Origin of the sequence: Rhodococcus sp. NyZ502 (genome assembly GCF_041464245.1) — a bacterium.
Taxonomy (GTDB): domain Bacteria; phylum Actinomycetota; class Actinomycetes; order Mycobacteriales; family Mycobacteriaceae; genus Rhodococcus_F; species Rhodococcus_F qingshengii.
The window spans coordinates 5,546,029-5,564,890 of sequence record NZ_CP167155.1 but is presented as its reverse complement, the minus strand read 5'-3'; the positions used below and the strand labels follow the sequence as shown (position 1 = coordinate 5,564,890).

The 18,862-nt window shown below is 61.6% G+C and carries 18 protein-coding genes and 1 pseudogene; 4 read left to right on the top strand and 15 right to left on the bottom strand.

The window, feature by feature from the left end; all coding sequences use genetic code 11:
• Window positions 1–60: 60 nt before the first annotated feature.
• The 4 genes from ACBG85_RS25765 to ACBG85_RS25750 form a co-directional block, all read right to left on the bottom strand.
• Complete coding sequence (locus ACBG85_RS25765) at window positions 61–1,296, bottom strand: MFS transporter (protein WP_050656055.1); 1,236 nt, start codon at window positions 1,294–1,296, stop codon at window positions 61–63.
• Between the two features lie 49 nt (window positions 1,297–1,345).
• Window positions 1,346–2,059 carry a FadR/GntR family transcriptional regulator gene (locus tag ACBG85_RS25760; RefSeq protein WP_003940486.1) on the bottom strand — a complete coding sequence of 238 codons (714 nt, stop codon included), beginning with the start codon at window positions 2,057–2,059 and terminating at the stop codon, window positions 1,346–1,348.
• 219 nt (window positions 2,060–2,278) lie between these two features.
• Window positions 2,279–3,397: a hypothetical protein gene (locus tag ACBG85_RS25755; RefSeq protein WP_333822605.1), complete on the bottom strand. Its 1,119-nt coding sequence runs from the start codon at window positions 3,395–3,397 to the stop codon at window positions 2,279–2,281.
• A 358-nt stretch (window positions 3,398–3,755) separates the two neighbouring features.
• Entirely contained in the window at window positions 3,756–4,598 is an 843-nt protein-coding gene (locus ACBG85_RS25750; protein ID WP_065351496.1) for an NAD(P)-dependent oxidoreductase, read from the bottom strand.
• Between the two features lie 86 nt (window positions 4,599–4,684).
• Between ACBG85_RS25750 and ACBG85_RS25745 the strand changes: the two genes are divergently transcribed.
• Window positions 4,685–5,329 (top strand): ScbR family autoregulator-binding transcription factor, encoded by a 645-nt coding sequence (locus ACBG85_RS25745; RefSeq protein ID WP_003940238.1) that lies wholly within the window; start codon window positions 4,685–4,687, stop codon window positions 5,327–5,329.
• A gap of 38 nt (window positions 5,330–5,367) precedes the next feature.
• Here ACBG85_RS25745 and ACBG85_RS25740 read toward each other — a convergent pair whose 3' ends face one another.
• On the bottom strand, window positions 5,368–6,255 hold the full coding sequence (locus ACBG85_RS25740; RefSeq protein ID WP_021331802.1) for a ScbA/BarX family gamma-butyrolactone biosynthesis protein: 888 nt from the start codon (window positions 6,253–6,255) through the stop codon (window positions 5,368–5,370).
• 168 nt (window positions 6,256–6,423) lie between these two features.
• Complete coding sequence (locus ACBG85_RS25735) at window positions 6,424–7,083, bottom strand: LuxR C-terminal-related transcriptional regulator (RefSeq protein ID WP_333822612.1); 660 nt, start codon at window positions 7,081–7,083, stop codon at window positions 6,424–6,426.
• A gap of 517 nt (window positions 7,084–7,600) precedes the next feature.
• Here ACBG85_RS25735 and ACBG85_RS25730 point away from each other — a divergent pair.
• Entirely contained in the window at window positions 7,601–9,100 is a 1,500-nt protein-coding gene (locus ACBG85_RS25730; protein ID WP_372025340.1) for a flavin-containing monooxygenase, read from the top strand.
• 364 nt (window positions 9,101–9,464) lie between these two features.
• On the opposite strand, the gene ACBG85_RS25725 is transcribed toward ACBG85_RS25730, so the two are convergent.
• From ACBG85_RS25725 to ACBG85_RS25715, 3 genes are all read right to left on the bottom strand, one after another.
• On the bottom strand, window positions 9,465–10,217 hold the full coding sequence (locus tag ACBG85_RS25725) for a phosphotransferase family protein (RefSeq protein WP_042925138.1): 753 nt from the start codon (window positions 10,215–10,217) through the stop codon (window positions 9,465–9,467).
• Between the two features lie 122 nt (window positions 10,218–10,339).
• Window positions 10,340–11,209: an aldo/keto reductase gene (locus ACBG85_RS25720; RefSeq protein WP_197487714.1), complete on the bottom strand. Its 870-nt coding sequence runs from the start codon at window positions 11,207–11,209 to the stop codon at window positions 10,340–10,342.
• A 184-nt stretch (window positions 11,210–11,393) separates the two neighbouring features.
• Window positions 11,394–11,852 carry a hypothetical protein gene (locus ACBG85_RS25715; RefSeq protein WP_063315607.1) on the bottom strand — a complete coding sequence of 153 codons (459 nt, stop codon included), beginning with the start codon at window positions 11,850–11,852 and terminating at the stop codon, window positions 11,394–11,396.
• Between the two features lie 77 nt (window positions 11,853–11,929).
• Between ACBG85_RS25715 and lexA the strand changes: the two genes are divergently transcribed.
• Complete coding sequence (gene lexA, locus ACBG85_RS25710; protein WP_174519486.1) at window positions 11,930–12,619, top strand: transcriptional repressor LexA; 690 nt, start codon at window positions 11,930–11,932, stop codon at window positions 12,617–12,619.
• A gap of 13 nt (window positions 12,620–12,632) precedes the next feature.
• On the opposite strand, the gene ACBG85_RS25705 is transcribed toward lexA, so the two are convergent.
• From ACBG85_RS25705 to ACBG85_RS25695, 3 genes and pseudogenes are all read right to left on the bottom strand, one after another.
• A complete protein-coding gene (locus ACBG85_RS25705; protein ID WP_372027914.1) occupies window positions 12,633–12,932 on the bottom strand; it encodes a cupin domain-containing protein in 300 nt (99 codons plus the stop codon).
• 143 nt (window positions 12,933–13,075) lie between these two features.
• Window positions 13,076–13,462, bottom strand: a complete 387-nt coding sequence (locus tag ACBG85_RS25700) for a DUF2255 family protein (RefSeq protein ID WP_007729735.1) — start codon at window positions 13,460–13,462, stop codon at window positions 13,076–13,078.
• Between the two features lie 217 nt (window positions 13,463–13,679).
• Window positions 13,680–15,233, bottom strand: a pseudogene (locus ACBG85_RS25695) (MFS transporter); the annotation flags it as partial.
• A gap of 167 nt (window positions 15,234–15,400) precedes the next feature.
• On the opposite strand from ACBG85_RS25695, the gene ACBG85_RS25690 reads away from it, so the two are divergent.
• Window positions 15,401–16,285 (top strand): helix-turn-helix transcriptional regulator, encoded by an 885-nt coding sequence (locus tag ACBG85_RS25690; RefSeq protein ID WP_007729733.1) that lies wholly within the window; start codon window positions 15,401–15,403, stop codon window positions 16,283–16,285.
• Window positions 16,286–16,312: 27 nt separating this feature from the next.
• Here ACBG85_RS25690 and ACBG85_RS25685 read toward each other — a convergent pair whose 3' ends face one another.
• The 3 genes from ACBG85_RS25685 to ACBG85_RS25675 all read right to left on the bottom strand — a co-directional run bounded on the left by ACBG85_RS25685 (window position 16,313) and on the right by ACBG85_RS25675 (window position 18,850).
• Complete coding sequence (locus ACBG85_RS25685) at window positions 16,313–17,455, bottom strand: diguanylate cyclase (protein WP_007729732.1); 1,143 nt, start codon at window positions 17,453–17,455, stop codon at window positions 16,313–16,315.
• Window positions 17,456–17,573: 118 nt separating this feature from the next.
• Complete coding sequence (locus tag ACBG85_RS25680) at window positions 17,574–18,038, bottom strand: Rrf2 family transcriptional regulator (protein ID WP_039973110.1); 465 nt, start codon at window positions 18,036–18,038, stop codon at window positions 17,574–17,576.
• A 62-nt stretch (window positions 18,039–18,100) separates the two neighbouring features.
• The gene (locus ACBG85_RS25675) at window positions 18,101–18,850 is read right to left on the bottom strand and encodes an SDR family oxidoreductase (RefSeq protein ID WP_372025337.1); all 750 of its coding nucleotides are present in this window, start codon (window positions 18,848–18,850) and stop codon (window positions 18,101–18,103) included.
• Window positions 18,851–18,862: the final 12 nt, after the last annotated feature.

The following is an 18,862-nucleotide window of genomic DNA, read 5'->3' as shown; positions in this document are numbered from 1 at the left end:
TCGGGTCGCGGCACGGGTCTGGCGAGGTTGGTGGGTGGATTCGAGGCGACCGTGGTTCGCTTATCCCAGTGTCTTGTTGCGGCCGGCGAGGGAGCCGAAGACGAGTTGCACGGCCAGCAGCACCAGCAACGCGATCAGAGGAGTCGTCCAGGAATCGACGGCGTCGTGCAGTGCACCGAAAACGAGGGGACCGGTGGCGGCCAGAAGGTATCCGACGGACTGTGCCATACCCGAGAGTGCCGCTGCTTGACCGTGATTGACAGTGCGTATTGCGAAGAAGGACAAGGCAATGACAATCGATCCGCCGATGCCGATGCCGAGGAATGCATTCCACAGCAGGGCCCAGGAGGGGAGGAGGAGTTGGCCGAGAACTGCCACTGCGGCGACCGACACCAGCCCGAGGACGGCTCCTCTCTGATCCTTGGGCAGTTTGTGCAGGAGCACTGCTGTGAGGAGGCTGCCGACGATCGAGAATATTTGCATGATGCCTTGATGCAGTCCGGCGGTAGCCGCGGTAGTGCCGTGTGATTCTTCAATGGTGGGCCACCATGTCAGAACGGTGTAGAAGAAGAGAGATTGGACGCCCATGAATATTGTGATCTGCCACCCGAGTGCTGAGCGCCAGGGGGAGCGATGGCCGCCTGGATGGGAATCCAAAGCCGCAGCATGATCGTGTTTCGGAAGCGTGCGTCGGCGAAGTTGGGGAAGGAACACCCCAAATCCTATGAGAGCCATAGCAGCCCAGATTCCGAATGCGATCCGCCAACCGTGATCGGTGAGACCGGCGATCGGCACGGCAAGTCCGGATGCGGTTGCGGCGACGGCTGCAGAGACCGCCGAGAAGATGCCGGTCAAACGGCCGGCTTCGGTCGGGAAGTCTCGTTTGAGGAGCGCCGGCAGTAGAACGTTCATTGTTGCGATGGACATGCCGAGCGATACGGTACCGATCCACAGCGCAGGCATCCACGGAACAGAGCGGATCACGATCGCTAAGGCGAGCATGCCGAGTGCTGCTGCGAGTGTCCGTTCCATTCCCCACCGAGCTGCGATGACCGGGGCAACGGGGGAGAACACTGCGAAGCACAGCAGTGGAAGGCTGATCAGCGCTGATGCTGTTGTCGACGAGATATCGAGATCGGTGCGTACCTCACCGAGTAGCGGGCCGACGACTGTGATTGAGGCTCGAAGATTGGCTGCGATGAGAAGAATGCCAGCGATAACGAGTCCTCGGCGCATTATCGGTATCGCGCTCGGGGCAGACGCCACGTTTTCGGTGTCGGAGATGACGTTAGCCATAGGTGTGCCCTTCTGAGATTGTCTGTGCGCTGAACCTCTTGTGTGTCAGCTACTTCGGCATGTTTTGCAGAAAGAGGGATCGGCTGTGGTCCATCAGTCGGACCACTGCGGCGGCTGCGCCGTCCGGATCGCGGTCACGGATGGCCGCAAGCAGCTGCCGGTGTGGGTCGTCGTCGGTCCAAGGTCCGATGAACAGCTGTCGAGTCTCCTTGTCGGACTTACCTTGTGGGATGCTCATGGTGTCAGAGCGATCGAGACTGCGGTAGATGTCCGTGATCAGTTGGTTCCCGCTCGCTGCGAACATCTCCAGGTGGAAGTCGAGGTCGTACTCGACGGATTTGGCGACGTCGGGCTCAGCGTCTCGGCCATCCAAAGCCCGAGTCATTCGGTCGATGTCTTCGGGCAGGGCTCGTTCGGCTGCGAGTCGGGCGGCGTAGAGCTCCAAAGCTTCACGGGCTTCGAAGATTTCGAGCACGTTCTCCGCCGCTGCACGTCTTTGAAGTGCAATTTCGAGTTCTGAGCTCGCGCAGACGTAGGTTCCGTCTCCCGGGCGTGCTTCGAGGAGGCCGGCATGGACGAGGCCGCGAATGGCCTCCCGGACCGTATTGCGGCTCGCGCCGGTCATTTCGACAAGTTGATGCTCGCCGGGGATCTTCTCCCCTAATTCCCAGTTGCCAGAAGTGATCTGGGACCGCAGTTGTTCCGCGATCTGCACTGAAAGTGGGATGTTGCGTGCGGTGGGTGCGATACGGGAATCCGGCATGAGTCAAATGTAGGACATTTGGCGATTTTTGGATAGGTTTACCTTTGTGATCTAGGGCACTCGGGTTCGGATCGGCCTGGGCGGGGTACCGCCCTTCCGCATGTCTGCGTGCACGTGAGTGCTCCTGCCGACCGCGCACGGGGCAGTTGACTCGACTCGAAGGGCAACTGCGATCGATTCCTCACGGAACCTCATGCCTAGCAGACCCTCACGTGCGGGTCATTGCTGCGATTCCAGCGTCCATGCGGGCTGGTCGGTCACTTCCGGGCCGTCGTGCAGCACCCAAGCACACGGCTCGGAAATGTAGGTGGCAGCATCGGTGAACCAGTATGTTTCGTCGGGTGCCCAGCCCGCGATGACGCTCGCCGTCTCGGTATCGACCTCGATCGCGGTTCCTGCTGCCGCGAGGTATCCCGTCACGGTAAGGTGCACTCCCTCAAATCTTTCCGCGACCTGCACCCAGTCGGGGATGACCCACCTGCCTGATCGGCCGGTAGTCCGGTACCAAACCTGCCGCGTTTCTGCGGTGACCTCGAGCGGGAACCGTCTGCACAGCTCCGACCAGGCTTGCGCGCTGTCGATCTCGTAGATGCGTGCGCCAGTCGGTGGCCGCAATGCTCGCACGACGACCCGTTCCCATCCCATGCTGTCTTCGACGAACCACAAGCCCGCCGGAGTCCCGTCGAACAGCGCCCTCGTCGAACCCTGAGTGGGTGGATTCGACCACCAATAACCTGACCAGTTCGCCGCGGGGTCCACCGGGCGGTCACGTTCAGCTCTCGCTTCCGATTCCAGGGTGCTCGTGCGCCACTCGCTGAGGAGTTGTTGCGCAGCAGGCACTTCGTCTGTGTCCGGAGATTCCTCACCTCTGCTCAGAATCGACCATTGGTCGGATGAGGCGAGCGAGGTTGACCACCACCGCGCGCATTCGGAGCCGGCGATGTGCTCGGCGACGCGTCGAAGCTCATCTCGCATAACTTCGGTGGCGACGAGGACGTCTTCTCCGTCGGGATCCTGCCAGTAACGCGCCGCATCGACCGCTTCTGCGAGGGCGGAGCGTAGATCGACGGCGGTGACGTCGGGGAGCGATATTTCCGTGAGGCTGCGCGCCACGCCCTCCGCGGTGACTATGGTCTGCCGGGCCTCTTCGGCGCCCGGGCCGAACAACACTTGGGAGGTTCCTTGTCCGATGTCGAGGTGATACGCCGCCCGGTGAGCGTTGATGCGGAACATGTCGTCGCCTGGCTCGGGACGCAGGGCGCGTTCGGCGTCGATCGCATACGCGAGCAGCATCTGGCGTCCGCGCGGGCCCGACAGCAAAATATCCGCAGTGAGCATCTGTTCTCCCGTTTTCTGGTTCAGATGACGGTAGCCGAGGTCGTTGAGACGGAGAACTTTCTCCTTTGATGTCGGAAATCCCGACGGTCCCGTCGCGCACGACATGATCGCCACACACTGCATTCGGCGGCGAAGGCGGACGGAAGGGAGCCCCAGGCTGCTGCCAGTCGCGTGAACGCCGCTTCTTTGGTGTGCGCGATCACTGCCGTCTTTGTGTAGCCGTGGTTTTCGTCGATCAGAGCTCTCTGTTTGCCTGTAGTGACTGCGAAATAGGTCGTATTGATTGCTGAGGCTGAACAATGGAGAGGGCTGAAAAGGTTGGGAGACAGGTGTTTTGGCGAGAGTGATCCGTGTGCCATCAGTACAGTCTCGACCGGAACCAGTGATCGAGGCTGATCATGTCGATCTGGTGCATGTCGAGACTCAGCTGGGCAGCAGCTTTCACCGCGTCGGCGCGGGGGATAGAGTTCTGGGGCAGAGTCCAGTTGGTCTCCCGCGCATGTTGCTCGAGAAGGTCGATGACTGTCCGCGGGACAGGCTCGTTGACGTGAAGTGTTGAGCCGTAGCGAAATTGCTGTTCTATCGACAACTCGTAGATGGATCGGGCGAGTAGGTCTACGTCGACTACCGACAGGACAGCGCTACCGCCGTCGATGATCGAGTCGAGGCGAGAGACAATTCGCGTCAGTGTCGGAAGAAACCATCTGTCGCCGGGTCCGTACACGAGATGCGGCCGGACGACCAGGCCTCCGGCGTCGCGCACGAACTTCTCGGCGAGAGCGCGCGTGCGACTGGCAGGTGAGAAGGGGCTGAGAGGTGCGCCGTTGACCGGCAAGTCTCGAAACGGTCCCGGCCCGTACACGGCCGCGGTACTGACGTAGAGCAAGCGTTCGACGCCGACGGTGGCGGCCATCGACGCAACGTTCTGTACGCCGTGCTGGTTGACGTGAACGCACCGTTGTTCGTCGTCGCCCACGTACGACACGCAACAGATGACGGTCGACGCCTGACTCATTGCAACTCGTAGAGAAGCACTTTCGTTGATGTCGCCGATCACGGTGGCGATTCCTTCACGGCCGAACTGTTTGGCTGCGGTGGCCGTGCGAACGAAACCGATTGCAGCGTTTCCGTGGCGGGAAACCAGCTGTTTCATCACTGCCGAGCCGATGAAACCAGTGGCCCCGAGTACCAGAGTCGTCACGGTGTGTCCGTGTCGAGAGCGTTGCTGCGGGCTCTTTCGACGTATCGTTGAGATTCATTCCGTCGGCAACGAGAGCTGGGTAGATCATGCAGGAGCGTGCTGTCCTGACGCGCCAGGCCGTCATTTTGGGTGCTGCGAAGAGCTTCGAGAAGTTCGGGTACTCCGCCAGTTTGGGCACGATCTTGCAGCACGGGGGTGTGTCGAAGGGGGCGATGTATTTTCATTTCGCGTCCAAGGAGGAGCTTGCGCACGCGGTCATCGCAGCGCAGCACGGTATGGCGATGGAGGGTACCCGGCGGGTTGCTGCGCACTCCGACATCGCGGTCGAAACCCTGGTGCTCGTTTCGCAGGAGATGGCTCGGCAGCTTGTGACCGAGCCCATCGCGCGAGGTGGCATGCGGTTGACGATGGAGATCGGCAGTATTCAAGGCCCCATCGAACAGCCGTACCTCGATTGGATCGAGGCTATCAAGCAGGTGGCAACCCAAGCGGCCGAAGCCGGCGATATCGTCCCGGGCACCGATATAGACGCGTTGGCTCGATTTGTGGTGGGGTCGTTCACCGGAGTGCAGATTCTCTCGGAAATGCTGACGGGCAGAACCGATCTGTACGAGCGGTTGAGTCAGATGTGGAACCTGGTGCTGCCAACGATCGTCCGCGAGGACAAGTTGGCGCACGTCATGCAACTGGCGGCGCTTGCACCGAGAGAGTGGGAAGCACCGAGCGCTTGACGTGGTAGACGCGACGAGAAGAACGTGTTCGTTCGCTCTCATGATTGGTCCGCAACTGTAATTTCGAGTTCCGCGGTGGTTTCCAGTTCTTGAGTGAACCGAACTCGGTGCACATGGCCCGACGCGTCAAGGGGGATCGTTGACACCTCGCACGGCGTTTCCCATTCAGTGAACCTCGGAAAGACCGCCGAGAGTGAGGCGATCTTTGTTGCTGGGTTGCCGATGTGAAATCGGAGCGCTTGTCGGGCGGCCTCGAAAAGAATCATTCCTGGGATGTGGTCGACGGGGTGATCGAAAAGGGAGTGGTTGCGCGGATCGGGAGCGCAGAACATCGCGTGCCGAGCAGGATCAGTGCTGATGAGCACATCTCCATCGGTTAGGCGTCCGACTCGCTCCGATCCGACCACCGCGGCTCCGGAAGGAAGGATGCGTCGGCTCGGGCGGTGGTCTTCTCGTCCTTGCCGAATTCGACGGTATCCCTCGGGGCTGACTCCTCGCGCAACAGCGTTGCATCTGGCGACGTGCCGGTTGCCCTCGCTGAGGATCCCCGATACTTCGACCCCCGAAACCGCTCCGTCGCGATGAGTGAGGTTGTCCACTGTCATCGAGAAACTCAACGGCTCCGCGACTGATTGCACGTCGAGCGCGTCCAGCATCTCGAAGCTGAACGTTTCCATGAGGAACTTGTAGTGCAGTGGAATCTCGTATCGGGTGTGGCACAGAAGCACCACTGCCTGTCGAAATGCTTCTGCCACCCCGAGCGGATCGTGTTGCTCGCTCGATACGTCGAATATCCGGTGCGAGACCGGGAGTTGCACAGCAACCTGGTACGCCGAGTCCGATTCGATCCGGTAGTCCGTCAAGAAAACCTCGGCAACAGCATGTCTGTGGACAAGATGCCGCGGCACTGTGCGTGTGTATTCCATTGATTGAATGCACCTTTCGATGTTCACTCGTGTCTTCGGTGTCGTGTAGGACCTAATATTCGACGTCCGGGCGCGTCATCGAATCGTCAAAATTGACGATCTTTTCGAAGGTCGAGTTCGATCAGGGGCGGCACCCCATCTCGACGAGTGTGTCTGGGACACTTCCTGCTAGAAGCGTCCGATCCGAAGTTCCAGTGGGTGTCTGCGTGCCTCGTGACCAGAGCGGCGGAGCATCGCGCATGCCTCCAGCTGGGAATGCACCCCCAGTTTTTGCAGGATGCTTCGGATGTGGGCGCGAACCGTGGTCGGTGCGATGTGGGCGGTTCGAGCAATCGAGTCGACATTCGAGCCTCCGTAGAGAAGGCCCACGATCTCGAACTCGCGATCGGTGAGACTGCTGATTCGTGCGAATTCTTCGGTGCGCAACCGGATGCGTTGTACGAGCGAGGACTTGTCGTGTGCAGACCGAGCGGAGTTGGGGTTGATCGCGGCCTGCAGCTCATCGAGCAGGGATGTGAATGGCAGTTGAGAGTTGAGCACGGCGTGGGCGCCCGCTGCGAGCCCCCGAATCATGGAGTTGCCGCTACTGAGATCGCCGACCAGGACCGATCCCTCGAGCGCGGAGAGCTCCTTCACCTGCCAATCGACGCCCCCGAGTGGTAGGAGAACGAGCGCTCTACCGTGATCGCTGGTGTGATGCCTTAACAGGCTCATGTCTGCGGTTTGTGGCTCGGAATAAGCCCTGGCGCTGATTCCGGCAGCGATTGCATTGGCGAACTCTCGATCGCTATGAGTGGTGTACACGGTGACTGTGCTGGAGAGTGTCATAGCGACTACATCTCCGGTGGAGGTCCACTCCGCCCGCTCTCTTCGCTGCGGAACCAAAACCGTTGCTTTCAGCGTGGTTTCGTCAGCAGGTTAGCTATCGCAGTGACCTTTCCGCTGATGCGCACGAAGGTTACGGCGATATCGCAGTTGCCCGTCCTCCCATGGAAACTCGCGCGTTCGACACCTGATCGTGGACCTTCGAATTATGCTAGGGCGCTGAATATTTGGGCGATGAGTATCCCGCGTAGACGAGCCATTGGGCGTTCCGTCGACGACGTGAACGACTCCCCAATGGCTCGAGGCATTCAGGCGTCTCGATCGAGTTTCCGCGAGGCCGGTGCGTCGCGCCTCAATGTTCCGTGCGCGGCCGGGTCGAGATATTGACTGTTACCGTCAGTTGCACATACCCTGTTCATTGGCGCTGACCTTAGGGAACCCGGCCTGAACCGGCCGGTCGTTCTCGGTCACTGCCGACGCCAGAAGTAGCTTCGCGACGACCGACGAAACGAGTTTCCTCATGACACAGCATGTCGACCTACTGATCATCGGCGCTGGCTTGTCCGGAATCGGCGCGGCTTGCCACCTCATTCGTGAGCAGACCGGAAGCACTTACGCGATCCTCGAACGCCGCGAGAACATCGGTGGCACCTGGGACCTGTTCAAGTATCCCGGCATCCGTTCGGATTCCGACATGCTCACCTTCGGATTCGGTTTCCGTCCGTGGATCGGAACCAAAGTGCTCGCAGACGGCGCCAGTATCCGTGACTACGTCGAGGAAACCGCCAAGGAATACGGCGTCACCGACCACATCAACTTCGGCCGCAAGGTCGTGGCAATGGACTTCGATCGCGCGACTGCACAGTGGTCCGTGACCGTCCTGGTCGAGGCGACGGGGGAGACCGAGACGTGGACCGCGAACGTCCTCGTCGGCGCCTGTGGTTACTACAACTACGACAAGGGATACCGCCCCGCCTTCCCCGGTGAGGACGACTTCCGCGGTCAGATCGTGCACCCGCAGCACTGGCCGGAGGATCTCGATTACACCGGAAAGAAGGTAGTGGTCATCGGTTCCGGTGCCACCGCGATCACCCTGATCCCGTCGATGGCCCCCACCGCCGGTCACGTCACCATGCTGCAGCGCTCGCCCACGTGGATCCAGGCGCTGCCGTCCGAGGACCCTGTTGCCAAGGGTCTCAAGCTTGCGCGCGTTCCCGACCAGATCGCTTACAAGATCGGTCGAGCCCGCAATATCGCACTGCAACGCGCCAGCTTTCAGCTCTCACGCACCAATCCGAAGCTGGCGAAGAAGCTGTTCCTCACCCAGATCCGCTTGCAACTCGGCAAGAACGTGGACCTGCGTCACTTCACCCCCAACTACAACCCGTGGGATCAGCGCCTGTGCGTGGTTCCCAACGGGGACCTGTTCAAGGTGCTCAAGAGCGGCAAGGCCGACATCGTCACCGACCGTATCGCCACGTTCACCGAGAAGGGCATCGTGACCGAGTCGGGCCGCGAAATCGAGGCCGACGTCATCGTCACGGCGACCGGCTTGAACGTACAGATCCTGGGCGGGGCGACCATGAGCATCGACGGCGAGCCCGTCAAGCTCAACGAGACGGTCGCCTACAAGAGCGTGCTCTACTCCGACATCCCGAACTTCCTGATGATCCTCGGCTACACCAACGCATCCTGGACGCTCAAGGCCGACCTGGCCGCGTCCTATCTGTGTCGCGTACTCAAGATCATGCGTAAGCGCGACTACACGACTTTCGAGGTTCACGCCGAACCTGAGGACTTCGCCGAAGAATCTCTCATGGGCGGAGCCCTGACCTCGGGCTACATCCAGCGCGGCGACGGAGAGATGCCGCGTCAGGGTGCCCGCGGTGCGTGGAAAGTGGTCAACAATTACTACCGCGACCGCAAGCTGATGCACGACGCCGAGATCGAAGACGGTGTGCTGCAGTTCAGCAAGGTAGACATTCCTGTCGTGCCTGATAGCAAGGTCGCCAGCGCCTGAGCCGGCTCCACTCGAATGAACGGGGTTGCGCCCCCTTGCCTGAATCCGTGATCTTTTCGTTTTGTCGGAGAGTCGAGGTTCGCGTTCGCGGCGTTTCGAAAGTTGCTGCAGGAAGAGCGAGTCCAGACTTCGGTCTGCCATCTGGGCGGCTGGGCATGCTTGCCGCGGTCCGAAGCTCGATTGAGACGACCACCGCTCGCTGACAATATCCAGGCGTTTGCCGGCTGACGGCAATCAACGGCGGCGCGAACGCGTCGCGACCTGCCTAACCGTGCCGTCATCGACACGAAATGCTTTTGGCTGCAGCAATTTTGGCGCGAGTCGAAGGTTTGGCAGATCGGGGGAGAACGTCCTGATGGTTCGGTTATTGTCGGTCGCGCATCGCTTGTCGATTCAGCACGTCTACTTCGCAGCCCGGCGCGGCTGGATCGAAACCATGCTCGACCAGCCAGCGCACGCCTCTCAAGCTGCGCAACGACCACCACGCCTGGATGACCTCGAGGTCGACGTCAGTGCCGTAGCCCTCAACCACGTCATCGAGATGTTCCGGGTGGCCGAGGGTCAGTGTTGCGAGGTCGTACAAGGGATCGCCCTGAGCGGCTTCGGACCAGTCGATGACGCCGGCAACTTCGTCATCGGTCACGAACACATGGGAGGCTTGGAGATCGCCGTGCGTGAATACCGGTGTCCACGACCTGAGCGCAATCTCGGCAATCCGACGGTTGGATGTAATCACTCCGGTGGCAACCACCCCGCTCCTGGTCAGCCATGCACATTCGCGGTCCAGTTCTGAGGCGATGTCGTCGAGACTACGGCCGGGCCAGGGCGGCAACGGTGCGTCGTGCAGCGTTCGAACGGCGGCACCCGCTGCGGCCCACGCCGCTGAAGACGTGGTCGACGGTCTGCCTAGGCGACCGAGCGCGTGTCCCGGCAGAGCGGCGAGCGCGAGCACGGGCGGTGTGCGCCACAGAATCTGCGCTGTCGGGATTGGGGCCCGGAGCATTGCTTCGACCTCGACGTCGGTATTCGACTGATCGGCGTCGATCTTGAGGAACACCTCACCGACGCGCAGAGTCGCGCGCTCGGTATGGGCGACGACGACCTCGACTTCTGTCACGTCGGTCAGTATGGCTGGGATGCGCCTTGGCGTCGCCGGGTTTCTCGCGTGCGGTCATTCGCGATCGGAGCGCGGTATGGTCCGCTGACCTCCCGCACCTCAAACTTTCTCAACAAACTGCCTTACTGCTCCCTTGTTTGCTGCGTGACATCATCAAGGTCCGCCAAGTCAGTCTCACTGAGATCAATTCGCGAAGCAGCAATGTTGGCTTGTAGATGAGCGATGCTCGTGGTGCCGGGCAGGGGAATGACGGTGGCCGCGACCCCGCGCCCGCGCTGATGGACCCACGCAAGAGCGACCTGGCCAGCCGTCGCTCCGACACGAGAAGCGATGCTGGCAAGGGACCGAGCGACAAGATTGCCGGTGGAATGGTTGAGGTCGCCGTGCCCCATCGGCGAATGTGCGACCAGTGTGATCCCGAGGTCGGCGAGCGTTGGGAGGAACAGTTCAACATCTCGCCGTATAAGGGACCATTGCTCTTGCACGGCAGTGATCGGGTGTACGGCATGAGCTCGTCGGATGTCATCGAGCGTGACATTGGACAGCCCCAGAGCCCGGATCTTCCCTGCCTGGCGGAGCTCGGCCATAGCGTTGACGGTCTCCTCGATTGGTGTGTCCTCGCTGCGGTGATGCAGGTAGTAAAGATCGAGGTGATCGACGTCGAGGCGCCTGAGTGAGCCGTCGATGGCCGCGCGCACCGTTGCAGAGTCCGCCCGAACATTCCAGTCATCAGGACGACCGGACGGCCCGCGGTAGACACCGAATTTACTGCACAACGTGATGTGTTCACGGTTGGTGCCAATTGCCCGACCAACCAGCTCTTCGTTTCCATACATCTCGGCTGTGTCGAGCATGGGCACCCCGGAGTCGATCGCGGCGCGAACCAGTGCGGCGGGGTCGCGGTCAGCATCACCCCACCCGCTGTCGGTCAATCGCATCAGGCCCAGGCCCTGGATGGGCCCGTCATCGAATGTTTTCGGCGCGACAGTCATGAATGAGTACATTATCGGGGCCGCTGATCAGAACCAGGTCGCCAAAGAGGCCGATTCCGGCGACTTCGACATCTCGCTGCATCGCCCGTTCAGCGCTTGACGCGGTGCAGCTGTCGATCGCTGTTTGGAAGTGGGCGTACACAGCTGAATATCACGCTGCGAAATGTCGAGTGTCCTGACGTGCTCAGGATGATTCTGTCCGCTTGACCCGCGCGTTATGCACAACCATCGGGACAGTTATTGCCAGGACCATCGCTATCACGAACACCGATATGAAGACCCAGGGGCGCGCTGCTTCGGATGCTCGGACGGTCAACACAGCTCCACTCGTAAGCAGGGGCATCCCTGCTGCCGCGAGTAGATCGACGTGCCGCGGGGCGACGGGAGGTCCGGCGAAGTATGGAACTCGAACCCCTGAGTTCTCCCGAAGCATCCGTCGCTCCGACATCGCGTAAGTGGTCGCGCCGACTACGAAAATGGCCAGTCCGAGTACGACAAGACCAATTCCCGTTCGGGTGGTGAGCGCGGCAAACATGAACACCGATGTCACTGCCGGATAGAGCACCACCATCTTCCAGAGTGGAGTCTTGGACCGCGTGTCGACTGCAACACTGACCGGGCGCATCGGTTCGAGAGGCTCCATCAGCTCAGCGTGCCATGCGCCGCTCGGGAAACAAACTGCCTGTGCCGTTTCTGGCAGACTCCGGCTGCCTGGCCTGGATGTCGGGACCCCTCACTACGATTCTCATCGTGACCGATTACGACGATCTCGACATGTTCGGTGGCCTCGACGCCTCCTCCCTGCCGCTCCGCCAGCAGCAGATTCTGATGACCATCCGGGATCTCGTGGCTGCCAACGGGTGCACGCCGAGCACACGGCAGATCGGAGACGCGGTTGGTCTGCGCTCGACGTCGACGGTGTCCAAGCACCTCAAGAGTCTCGAAGAGAAGGGCTTCCTCCGTAGGGGAGCGGCCATGGCTCGGCAGTTGGACGTGCGGCCGTTCCTCGTAGGCGCGAAGGAACAGTCGTCGTCGAATACGGTGACGGTTCCGGTCGTCGGTGACATCGCGGCCGGCGCGCCGATCCTCGCGGAGGAGCACGCCGACGAGGTGCTTGCGCTTCCTCGCGAGCTCGTCGGCTCTGGCACGGTGTTCGGACTTCGGGTGCGTGGTGAGTCGATGGTCGACGCAGCGATCTGTGACGGTGACGTCGTCGTGGTGCGCCGCCAGGACGAAGCTCATTCCGGTGAGATCGTCGCCGCGATGATCGACGGCGAGGCCACGGTGAAGGTGCTCCGGCGTCGCGACGGTCACGTGTACCTCGAGCCTCGTAATCCCGCATACAGCGTCATCGACGGCGATCGCGCGGTCATCCTGGGCAAAGTTGTTTCCGTGATGCGCCGTATCTGAGAGGTGTCCGGTCTCAACGACGTTTGGCGCGGGGACCGCCGTATTCCTCATCGGTGACTTTGTCGCCCCATGTAGTTTCGGTGCCTCCGTCGCCGGGTCCTTCCCACAGTGCGAGGTGGCTCATGAAACGGTCGGGTGCCGCGCCGTGCCAGTGTTCCTCTCCCGCTGGGGTGTAGACGGTCTCACCCGGGTGGACTTCGACGATCTCGCCGCCGCGAGCTTGAACCAGCGCGGTACCGGAGACGATGTGGAGGGTCTGTCCGACTGCATGGGAGTGCCAGTCGGTTCGCGCGCACGGTGCAAAGCGAACCATGTTGGCGCGCATCCTCGACGGCTCCTGGCCGGCGTAGATGACGTCCCACCAGACGTCGCCGGTGAACCAGTCGCTGGGTGCTTTGCTGGTGGGCTGGGGCTTCAAGATTTTCATGAGGTCTCCTCGGAATCGAAAGGGGCGGTTCAGTTCTGCGTCAGCGGAACAAGTCGAATGGTGTTGGGTGCGGCGGCGCGGCCGGTGACGGAGCCGACGATCTGCGGGCCGTAGCGGTCGTACTTGGTGTGATAGGCGGAGTCGATCGACGAGTGGGCATCCGGTGCGGCGGACTCGAACGCCACGTCCCGCTCGATTCCTCCTGCTCGGATTCGGCCCGTTCCACTTGCCGTTGCTCGGACGAACCACGGGTTGTCGGTTCCGTAGGCCGAGCGAACGTACAGTTGGTTGTCGGTACGGACAACCCAAATCGTGACGTACGGCCTTGCGGTTCCGTCTCGGCGGTACGAGGAGACCTGCAACTCCTCGGCGTCGCCGATCTTGGTCAGTTCGGCCTCGGTCCACGAGTGCGACATCTCGGCTTCCTTTCTCCTGGTCGAATTGCTTTGCGGTACTTCGCGTTCTCGTAGCCGGGACGATCAGTGCGAGGACGATGACGAGACAAGCGGCGAGCAGGGCGGTGCCTGCGGTGAGAGCCGTTGATACGTGATCGGTGAGTGCCGTTGTAGCGTCGTCGGCAGAGGATCCGGCGCCCGCGGAGACTGCGACGAGGATGCCGAGTCCGAGAGCACTGCCCAGTTGATGTGCAGTGTTGACCAATCCTGATGCGGCACCGGCATCTTCGGCCTGTACCCCGGAGATGCCAGCAGAAGTCAGTGGGGCGAAAGCCAACCCCTGTCCGGCGCCGATCAAGATCATCGGAAGTGCTATCGCAGTGAGGTACGTGCTGCCGGGATGGACCAGACTGAGCCACGCCATCCCGGCTAGGGTGACGGCAATGCCAACCGACAGAATTGCGGAATTTCCGAATCGCGGTGTCAGTCGCGGAATAAGCATCGCCACAGCAAAATTGACGATCGTCATCGGGAAGAAGGCGATGCCTGCTTGGAACGCGCTGAAGCCCATGACGCCTTGGAGTAGCTGAGTCGTGAAGTAGAAGAATCCGATCATGGCACCCAGATAGAGCATTCGGGCGGCGTACGCCCCGGATCGCTCCCGGCTACGGAACAACCTCAGTGGCATGATCGGCTGCTCCGCTCTCGCTTCGTTGAGGAAGAGCAAGGTCAGTAGTATCGCCCCGGCCGCCAGTGTCGCAACGGTGATCGGTGAGGTCCACCCCGCTTCGGCCGAGTTGACGGTGCCGAAGACGAGCGCGGTCATCCCGAGTGTGGCGAGAACAGCGCCGGCCACATCGAAACGTCCGGAGTTGGGCTCGGTTTCCGGAATGAACCGGTACGCGCGCACCGGGGCCGGTCCACCGGTGAGTGTGATGTTGGGTCCGAAGAGTGTCCCGAATCCGATTGGAGCTTCTTCGTATTGGGGTACCCCGACTCGGCTGATGACGCCGCCCGGTCGGACAACTCCGAGCGACTGCTCGTAGGCAGGCATGTGACCTACCGCTTCGAGGACGACATGAGTGCCGTCGCCTCCGGTCAGTTCGCGGACTTTCTCGATGCCCTCGTCTCCACGTTCGGCAACCACGTCGGTGGCTCCGAACTCGAGACCGAGATCCGTGCGGGTCTTGTGGCGCCCCATGAGGATGATGCGCTCGGCGCCGAGGCGTTTGGCGGAGAGCACTGCCATCAGCCCCACGGCTCCATCGCCGATGACCGTGACCGTCGTGCGTTGGTTGACGCCACCCTTGACCGCCGCGTGATAGCCGGTGCCGAAGACGTCGGAGAGTGTGAGCAGTGACGGTAGGAGTTCGGAATCCTCACCGACCGGCGCCTTGACCAGGGTACCGTCTGCCAACGGCACTCGGATGGCCTCTGCCTGACCGCCTCCGATCCCGTTTCCGGCCCAGAATCCACCGTGTCGGCAAGACGTCTGCAAGCCTTCGCGGCAGAAGTCGCACGTCCCGTCGGACCAGGCGAAGGGGGCGATGACGAAGTCGCCCTTCTTCAACGTGGACACCTCGCGACCGGTCTCTTCGACCACTCCGACAAATTCGTGGCCCATCGGGGAACCACCGGGCGTGGCCGGCATGTTGTGGTAAGGGTGCAGGTCAGAGCCGCAAACGCACGCCCTGACGACCCGCACGATCGCGTCCGCCGGCTGCTGCAGTGCCGGATCGGGCACGGTTTCGACTCGAACGTCTCCGGCGCCGTACATGATGGTTGCTCGCATGGTGTCCCCTCTTGCTTCTGGTGTCGCGTGCTTCGAAGTCGACGTTTCGGCGTGGACCGGTCGACTGCAATCAGTCAACGCCGCGCCTCGCGGGCGCGGGAGTGTCTGTTGTTCCAGGTAACGGCAGTACCTCCCTCGGTCTTCTCCGCTCGAGTAACGTGAACTGCATGGACAACCGAGCCGAGATCCGCGAATTCCTCAGCTCCCGTCGTGCTCGCATCACACCCGAGCAGGCAGGGCTGCCGGCCTACGGCGGGAACCGTCGCGTCAAGGGGTTGCGCCGTGAGGAAGTCGCTCTGCTCGCCGGTGTGAGCATCGACTACTACGTGCGCATGGAACGCGGAAATCTGGCGGGAGCGTCGGACTCGGTGCTCGAAAGCCTTTCCCGAGCACTGCAACTCGACGAAGCCGAAACTGCCCATTTGTACGACCTCGCGAAGGCCGCCAGTGCAGGCGCACCGAGTAGAAAGCGGCCCGCCCCCAAGGGCGTGAGCCCGGCGATTCAGCAGATACTCGACGCCATCACCGACGCGCCGGCGTGGGTACGTAATGCCAGGCACGACATGCTGGCGGCCAATCGTATGGCGCGCGCGTTGTATTCGCCGGTGTTGGCCGATCCACGTAGGCCGGCGAACAACGCCCGGTTCGTGTACCTGGACCCGGCATCGCAGGACTTCTTCGTGGATTGGGAGCGCGCGGCAGACGACATCGCCGCGATGCTCCGCTCGGAAGCGGGGCGCAATCCCCATGACAAGGCGCTGACCGAGCTCATCGGTGAACTTGCCACTCGCAGTGAGGTATTCCGCACCCGGTGGGCGAAACACAATGTGCGCTTTCATCGGACGGGATTCAAGAAGGTTCGTCACCCCGTCGTCGGAGACCTGGAGCTGAACTTCGAGGCGATGGAACTGCCGTCCAATCCCGGGCTGACACTGCTGGTCTACACCGCGGCGCCCGGGACGCCCACGGCTGACGCACTCAAACTCTTGGCGAGTTGGGCGGCAACCCAGGATCAGCTGGATCCGGCGAACGACAGCGAAGCGGCGCTCTGAATTCGATCGGCAGGTAGTCGTGCCGATTCAGCTTAGATGCGTTACTGCCCAAGCTACCTGGTCTCCACCTCGTCGTTTCGCCCGATACATCGCGTTGTCAGCATCGGCAAGAATCCGATCGATGGTTCCCGAAGCGTCCGGGATTGTCGAGGACAGCCACACGCTGGCTCCGACGCTCACGGAAATCGACTGCCGGCCGGCGGGCCGCGATATCGAATTGTGAATGTCCACCACGGTTTGTTCGATGCGACGTGGCTCCACGGGCATGAGAATCACGAACTCGTCGCCGCCAGTCCGCGCCACCAGCCCGACCTCTCCGACCACCGAGTTCAGGCGCCGGCCGACTGTCACCAGCATCCGATCGCCTTCCGCGTGACCCAGTTTGTCGTTGACGCTCTTGAACGAATCGACATCGATCACCACCGCAAGGACTACGTGTCCTTGGAGTTCGCCGACACCGAACAACTGTTGCCAGACATTGTGCAGCCCACGTCGATTCAGGGCAGCGGTGAGTGGATCACGCCAAGAGTGTCGTGCGTCGTCGGTCAAATACAGGACGAGGAAATGCACGGTCATCGAGGCTGAAGCGATAACACACCCGATGACGAATCCAGTGGACACCGACAGCGAAGAGTCGGTATCCGGATCGGTTACAGCTCGAATTGTCAGTAGCGCAACGACGAACAGCGCACCGGTGATCTGTGCGGTGACTATTCGAGGGCTGTGGAATACCGACGAATAGTTCGCGACGACCACGAACAGAACGGTGCCGGTCAATGCCAGGAAGCTCGAATGGATTCCGGCGAGAAGTATCAAGGACAAGCAGATATTGGTGAGCGAAACGAAACGAACGGATTGATGGTGACTCGGCCAAGACCGACCGAGTGACCAGCGAATCATGCAGTAGAGCGCGATCATGCATGCTGCGCCCGCCGCGAGCCGTTCAGGGAGCTCGGTTGCGCCACCCTTCACGAATTGAGCCAGTACGGCGAGTGCCACGAACACAGCACACCAAAAGGTGACGACCACCCTGGCTGTCCCCAACATCGATCGAGCAGCCAGGAACCTCGGGAACCATTCGCCGTCGTACGCAAGAGACCACCAGCGACTCAACAGTCCCGTTGTTTGACGAATGTTCTGCCCCAACCCCGCAGCGCCACTGACTCCCATGAAACCCCCTCCGAGATCTTGCGAAAATTCCCGGAAGATTCTTCGTCAAGATTTGATCCCCGAACAAGGTACCCGATAGTTGAACGATGGATTGCCGTCTCGTGGGGTGTGGGCTGCTCTAGGGTGTGATCGGTGTGGTCAGGATCTTTCTGAGTGCCGGAAGGTCCAGGGTTGCAGCAAGATCTGCAATAGTGACCCCCGACAGCGATGCGCGCCAGGCTTTTTCGGCGTCGGCCATGACCTTGGCGATTCCGCAGGCGGAACGGCACTGCTCCGGTGGAGCGGCGAGGATTCCTTGCTGTCGAATCTCCGTGCACCGGAACGCAGGTTCGGTGCCGTCAACGGCCTGTACGACGTCGAGAACGGTGATCTTCTCGGGAGCCCGGGTGAGAACGTACCCGCCGTCTCGGCCCTCGGTCGGATTGACCAGACCGGCGTGCGCGAGCGCTCGCAGATGCTTCGCCAGGTATGTCTTCGACACCCCGTGAAGTTCGGCGAGTCTGGCTGTGGGTACCGGCCCCTCGGACTGGCTCAGAACCACGCAGCAGTGGAGTGACCACTCCACGCCTCCGGAAAGCTTCATGATTGGACTCTATCGACGCCGCGGAAAGCGGTGCGGGCCGGACGTCGCTCGAGTTGTCGACGTCAGGCCTTCTCGGCAAGCCACGCGTCGTATGTTGTCGGCGCGATCCATGCATCTGCACCGGGTGTCGGGGTCAGTGCCGAGTTGTCGAGTTTCGCGCCGAAGTAGCCGGCTTCGGGATCGGAGATAACCGAACGCTTGTCGCCGGTGACGAGGAACAAGCGCCGGACCAGTTCGTCGATGCCCAGCGGTTCGGGTCCGGCAATCTCGACCGTGCCGTTTTGCGGCGCGCCGGTCACTACCTCGGCGACGTGGGACACGACGTCTCGAGACGCGATGGGTTGCAGATGTCCCGGCGTTGCGTGGACGGCGCCGTCGGTGGTTCCCGCGTCGGCGATTCCGGCGACGAACTCGAAGAATTGGGTCGATCGGACGATCGTGTAGGGGGTCGGGCCCGCTTTGACCAGGTCTTCCTGGGCGACCTTGGCTCGCATGTACCCGGAATCGGGCAGTCGATCGGCACCCACGATGGACAGGATGACGTGGTGCCCGACGCCTGTCTTCTCCTCCGCGGCGAGGATGTGGCCGGTTCCGTCGCGGAAGAAGGCCAAGACGTCGTCGTCCGACCATGACGGGGAATTGGTCAGATCCACGACGACGTCGGCACCCTCGACTGCCTCGGCGATACCTGCGCCGGTGGTGATGTCGATCCCGTCGCCGCGACCGAGCGCCTTCACGTCGTGCCCGGCGTCAGCGAGCTTGGCGGCGACCTGGCTTCCGATGAGTCCGCTTCCGAAAATGACGATCTTCATGTTTTTCTCCTT